We start from the raw sequence: 4282 nt of genomic DNA, 5'->3' as shown, positions 1-4282 counted from the left end.
TCGCGGCCGCACTCCGGGAGTTGGGCGTCGAGGAGGACGACGTCGTCACGATGTACATGCCGATGATTCCGGAGTTGCCGGTGGCGATGCTGGCGTGTGCGCGCATCGGCGCGCCCCACTCCGGGGTACGACGAGTCGGTCGCCGAGTCGGTGCAGTCCGCGACGTAGTCGCTTCCCGCCGGCTCGCTCCTCTCGGTGCGTTCGTCAGTTGTCCGCTAGTCCGGGCCGCCGTCGTCGTACTCCAGCGGTTCGGCCGGGACGCCCGCGACCGTTTCGCCGGGCGGGACGTCCTCGACGACGAGCGAGTTCGCGGCGACCTGAGCGTCCTCCCCGACAGTGACGCCCGGGAGGACGACGACGCCCGCCCCCACCATCGCGCGGTCTTCGACGACGACGTCGCCAGTGCGGTACTCGTTCTGGAGGAATTCGTGGCACAGCAGGGTGGCGTCGTAGCCGATCACCGCGTCCTCGCCGACCGTGATGCGTTCGGGCCAGAAGACGTCGGGCGTCGACTCGAGGCCCCAGGCTGCGCCCGCGCCGACCGTGGTGCCGATGCTCCGCAGCAGCCAGTTCTTGGCGCGGAGGCTCGGGCAGATGCGAGCGAGCACGACGACGACGTAGTTGAGGGCGACCCGGAGCGGGTGTTTGGCGTCCGGCCAGTGCCACAGCGAGTTGCGGCGGCCCGGCGTGGGGTGCCGGTCGAGGCGGTCGTGGCGCGACACGCTCCCGGGTTCGGGGCCATCTGCCATCAAATTACGTATTTGCGGGCCGCCCACCGCTCGTCTTCGACGCGCGACGAAAGCAGGTTTTATTATCGTCGAATCTGTTTCGTCGAGTGACGAATGACTACTCGACAGCTGCCGACGGGCGTGGAGTCCCCGCGCGGGAAACTCGTCTACCTGTACATCTCGACGCGGGAGCAGGCGACGCTCGACGAACTCCACGCTGAACTCGACGTTCCGCGAATTACGCTGTACAGCGTGCTGAAGACGCTCCGCGGGCGCGGCCTGGTGCGCGAGGACGGCGACCAGTACGTCCCGGCCTGACGACGCTCCCTCGTACTTAGAGACACGCTCTCGTTCGCTGGAGGTGCGTGCTACTCTTCGATCGGCGTGAACGTCCCGGTGACGTCCCAGTCGTGCACGCAGTAGACGTCGCCGACCTCGTCGTCGGCCACGCGCCAGTTCCCGGCGTCCTCGTCCCAGCGCTCCGAGCGCCCACACTCCGTGCAGGTTCGTTCGTTCGGGGCTCGAATGTTCACCATTACGCGAACCCAGACGGCCCGCGGGCTTGAGTCTTCGGCCCACGGCACGCTGGGGCACGATTCACGGGCGAAACGGCCCGCGGTCCAAACAGTTACGGCGTCGGCGGGCGCCGACTCTGGCATGCAGTTCGGAGTGATCTCCACCGCGAACATCGCCGACAAAGCCGTCGTGCCCGCCATCCGGGACTCCGACCACGAAGTCCGGGCCGTCGCCTCCCGGAGTCCCGACGCGGTCGCCGACTTCGCGGACCGCCACGACATTCCCGAGACGTACGACAGCTACGAGGCGTTGCTCGACGCAGACGTCGACGCCGTCTACAACCCACTCCCGAACGCGCTGCACGCCGAGTGGACGAAGCGTGCCGCGGACGCGGGCCTCCACGTGCTCTGCGAGAAACCGCTGGCGTCGGACGTCGAGGAAGCCGTCGAGGTCGTCGGATACTGCGCGGACGCCGGCGTCACGCTCATGGAGGCGTTCATGTACCAGTACCACCCGCGGACCGTGCGCGCGCTCGACGTCGCCCGCGAGGAACTCGGGGACCTCCGCCACGTCCACGCGGCGTTCAACTTCCCACTCCGCGAGGGGCCCGACGTCCGCCTCGACCCGGATCTCGCCGGCGGCGCGCTGATGGACGTCGGCTGTTACGCTGTCAGCGCGGCCCGCCAGTTCCTCGGCGAACCCGCCCTCGCGGACGCCAGCACCCACGACCACCGGGACTGCGGCGTCGACACCGAAATCGCAGGCGCCCTGGAGTTCGACGGCGGCGCGACGGCGACAGTCGAAGCCAGCTTCGAGACGCGGGAGCTCCAGACGTACCGCGTCGAGGGGACCGAGGGCTGGCTCGAAGCCCGGGACGCCTACAACCCCGACGGCGGCGAGACGGTCCTCCGGTGGGGAACCGGCGAGAAGACCGTCGAGGAGACGTTCGACGACGTCGACCAGTACCGCCTCGAAGTCGAGCACTTCGCAGCGAGCGTCGAGGCGGGCCGCGACCCGCTGACTGATGGCGAGGAAGCGGTCGCGAACATGCGCGCCATCGACGCGCTCTACGAGGCCGCCGCGACGGGCGAGACGATTCCGCTCTGAAGAGTCGTCGTTCGCGCGCCGCCCCTGTCAGTCGTCGGTCGCCCGGTCGGCGACGACGTGGTCGCTCCAGAAGCGATCCAGTTGCGGCCCCAGGAAGTCCGGTGTCATGCGCGTGAACTCCGCCTGTTCGCCGGGCCCGAGGTACTCGTGGACTGAGTGCCGGGCGCCCTCGACGTACCGCTGGCCGACGAGCGCGCGCACTCCCACCTCCTCGGGGCCGCGGATGACGCGGCCGATGGCCTGCCGGGCGCGCCGGACGGCCGGAACGGTGAGCGCGTACTCGAAGGCGTTGTCCTCGCCGAAGGCGTCCGCGTAGGCGCGGCGGACGGCGCGGACGCGCGGCGACCCGACGTTCACCAGCGGGACGCCGACGACGGCGCACGTCGAGAGCTTCTCGCCGTCGTAGTCGACGCCCTCCGTGAGCGTGCCCCGCGTGCTCGTCACCATGACCTTGCCGTCCCCCCTGAAGAACTCGGCTTTCAGGTCGTCCGTCGCTTCGTTCGACGAGGACTCGTCGACGAGGACGTCCTTCTCGACGGCGTCCGCGAGGTAGTCGCCCGCCCACGCTGCCTCCCGGTAGTTCGGCATGCAGACGAGGACGTTGCCCGGCGAGCGCGCGAGCGTCCGGAGGACGTAGCGGTACTCCTCGCGGGTCTGGTTGTCGTTGTCCCTGGTCGGGTCGCCGCGGTTGCGCGCGGTGAACGGCGTGGCGTCCACGAGGAAGCTCGCGCGGTTCTCGGCGGGGAACCGGAGGTCGTAGCGGCGTTCGACGACCGGTCTAGCTTCGGCGTCGCCCGCGCCCGCCTCCAGGCGGTCCAGGCCGGTGACCTCGCGGAACACGTCCAGAGGTTCGAGAGTCGCGCTCATCAGGACGCCGCCGCCGAGGCCCGCGAACGTCTCCCGGAGCGCCCGCGCCGGCATGCAGTTGTACGTCACGAGCGCGGGCGTGTACGTCTGCGCCCACGCCGCGCCCGCCCGCCCGGACTCCTTGGGCGCGTGCTCCAGTTCAATCTCCCGGAAGTACGTCGCGTGGTCGCGCTCCCACCACCGCTGGAGCGTGATGCCGACCGCGCCGCACACCGCCGACCGGTCGCCGTCGTCCTCGATGACTGCCTCCGCGGCCGTCCCGATGTCCGCCAGCGACCGCCACAGGCCGCCGGTGTAGCCGTGCTGTTCGGCCCACCGCGTCAGGTCGTCCGGTTCGTCGGTCTCGGGGTCCCGGAGCGGAATCTCCTGATCGTACTCCGGGAGGTCGCGGGTGTCTCTGGGGTTGTATCCCTCGTTCGCGAGGTACTCGGCGACCCGGTCGTCCAGCCACTCGAGGACGTCACCGAGGAAGTCGACGGCCTCCTCGACGGCAGTCAGCGACACCTCGTAGCTCTGCAGTTCGTCGCGGACCTGCTGGCGGTTCGTCTCGCTCTGCTTCGCCGTGGTGAGCAGCGACCGCAGGTCGTTGCGGGCGCGGGCGAGCGTGTGGCGGCCGACGCGGTCCGACAGCAGGTCGCGGACGCGCTCCTCGAGGCGGTGGGCTTCGTCCACGACGACGAACGTCTGCTCGTCCAGCAGGTGTTCGGTGAGGCCGCGCGTGTTCGGGTCGAAGAGGTGGTTGTAGTTCCCGATGACGACCTCCGCGTGGTCCAACATCACCTGCTGGACGCGGTGCGGACACGTCCCGTACTCGACGGCGGCGGGGAGGAAGTCGTCGCTCGTCGCGACGTTGTGCCGGCCGACGTCGAAGCCGACCGGCGACCCCTTGTTGCGGCCGTACCAGTCCGCCTCGAACGGACAGAACAGCGGCGACTCGCCGTCCGAGAGGTCGTCGGGCGCGCTCGGCTGGACCGGCACGTACGGCGATTGCGCGCCGTCCGTCCGCAGGGGGTTCTCTGAGAGGTTGTGCTCGCTGTCCGCGCGCGCCAGCGCGCGAGGTCGCG

At 70.0% G+C, this 4282-nt stretch carries 5 protein-coding genes and 1 pseudogene; 3 read left to right on the top strand and 3 right to left on the bottom strand.

Annotation, left to right across the window (positions count from 1 at the left end; genetic code table 11):
• Positions 1-128 (top strand): annotated as a pseudogene (locus tag GRX66_RS16940) (AMP-binding protein); the annotation flags it as partial.
• A gap of 87 nt (positions 129-215) precedes the next feature.
• On the opposite strand, the gene GRX66_RS16935 reads toward GRX66_RS16940, so the two are convergent.
• Positions 216-749 carry an acyltransferase gene (locus GRX66_RS16935; protein ID WP_159527567.1) on the bottom strand — a complete coding sequence of 178 codons (534 nt, stop codon included), beginning with the start codon at positions 747-749 and terminating at the stop codon, positions 216-218.
• A gap of 93 nt (positions 750-842) precedes the next feature.
• On the opposite strand from GRX66_RS16935, the gene GRX66_RS16930 reads away from it, so the two are divergent.
• A complete protein-coding gene (locus GRX66_RS16930) occupies positions 843-1046 on the top strand; it encodes a helix-turn-helix domain-containing protein (protein WP_159527566.1) in 204 nt (67 codons plus the stop codon).
• A 50-nt stretch (positions 1047-1096) separates the two neighbouring features.
• Here GRX66_RS16930 and GRX66_RS19645 read toward each other — a convergent pair whose 3' ends face one another.
• Positions 1097-1264 (bottom strand): HEWD family protein, encoded by a 168-nt coding sequence (locus GRX66_RS19645; RefSeq protein ID WP_201293075.1) that lies wholly within the window; start codon positions 1262-1264, stop codon positions 1097-1099.
• A 121-nt stretch (positions 1265-1385) separates the two neighbouring features.
• Between GRX66_RS19645 and GRX66_RS16925 the strand changes: the two genes are divergently transcribed.
• Positions 1386-2351, top strand: a complete 966-nt coding sequence (locus tag GRX66_RS16925) for a Gfo/Idh/MocA family protein (RefSeq protein WP_159527565.1) — start codon at positions 1386-1388, stop codon at positions 2349-2351.
• Between the two features lie 27 nt (positions 2352-2378).
• Here the strand turns inward: GRX66_RS16925 and GRX66_RS16920 are convergent.
• Positions 2379-4282: ATP-dependent DNA helicase (locus tag GRX66_RS16920; RefSeq protein ID WP_159527564.1), on the bottom strand; the 1904-nt coding region annotated here is incomplete at its 5' end.

This window comes from Halobacterium bonnevillei (genome assembly GCF_009831555.1).
Taxonomy (GTDB): domain Archaea; phylum Halobacteriota; class Halobacteria; order Halobacteriales; family Halobacteriaceae; genus Halobacterium; species Halobacterium bonnevillei.
Note: the sequence above shows the minus strand (reverse complement) of the source record. Positions and strands in the feature narration are given on the sequence as shown.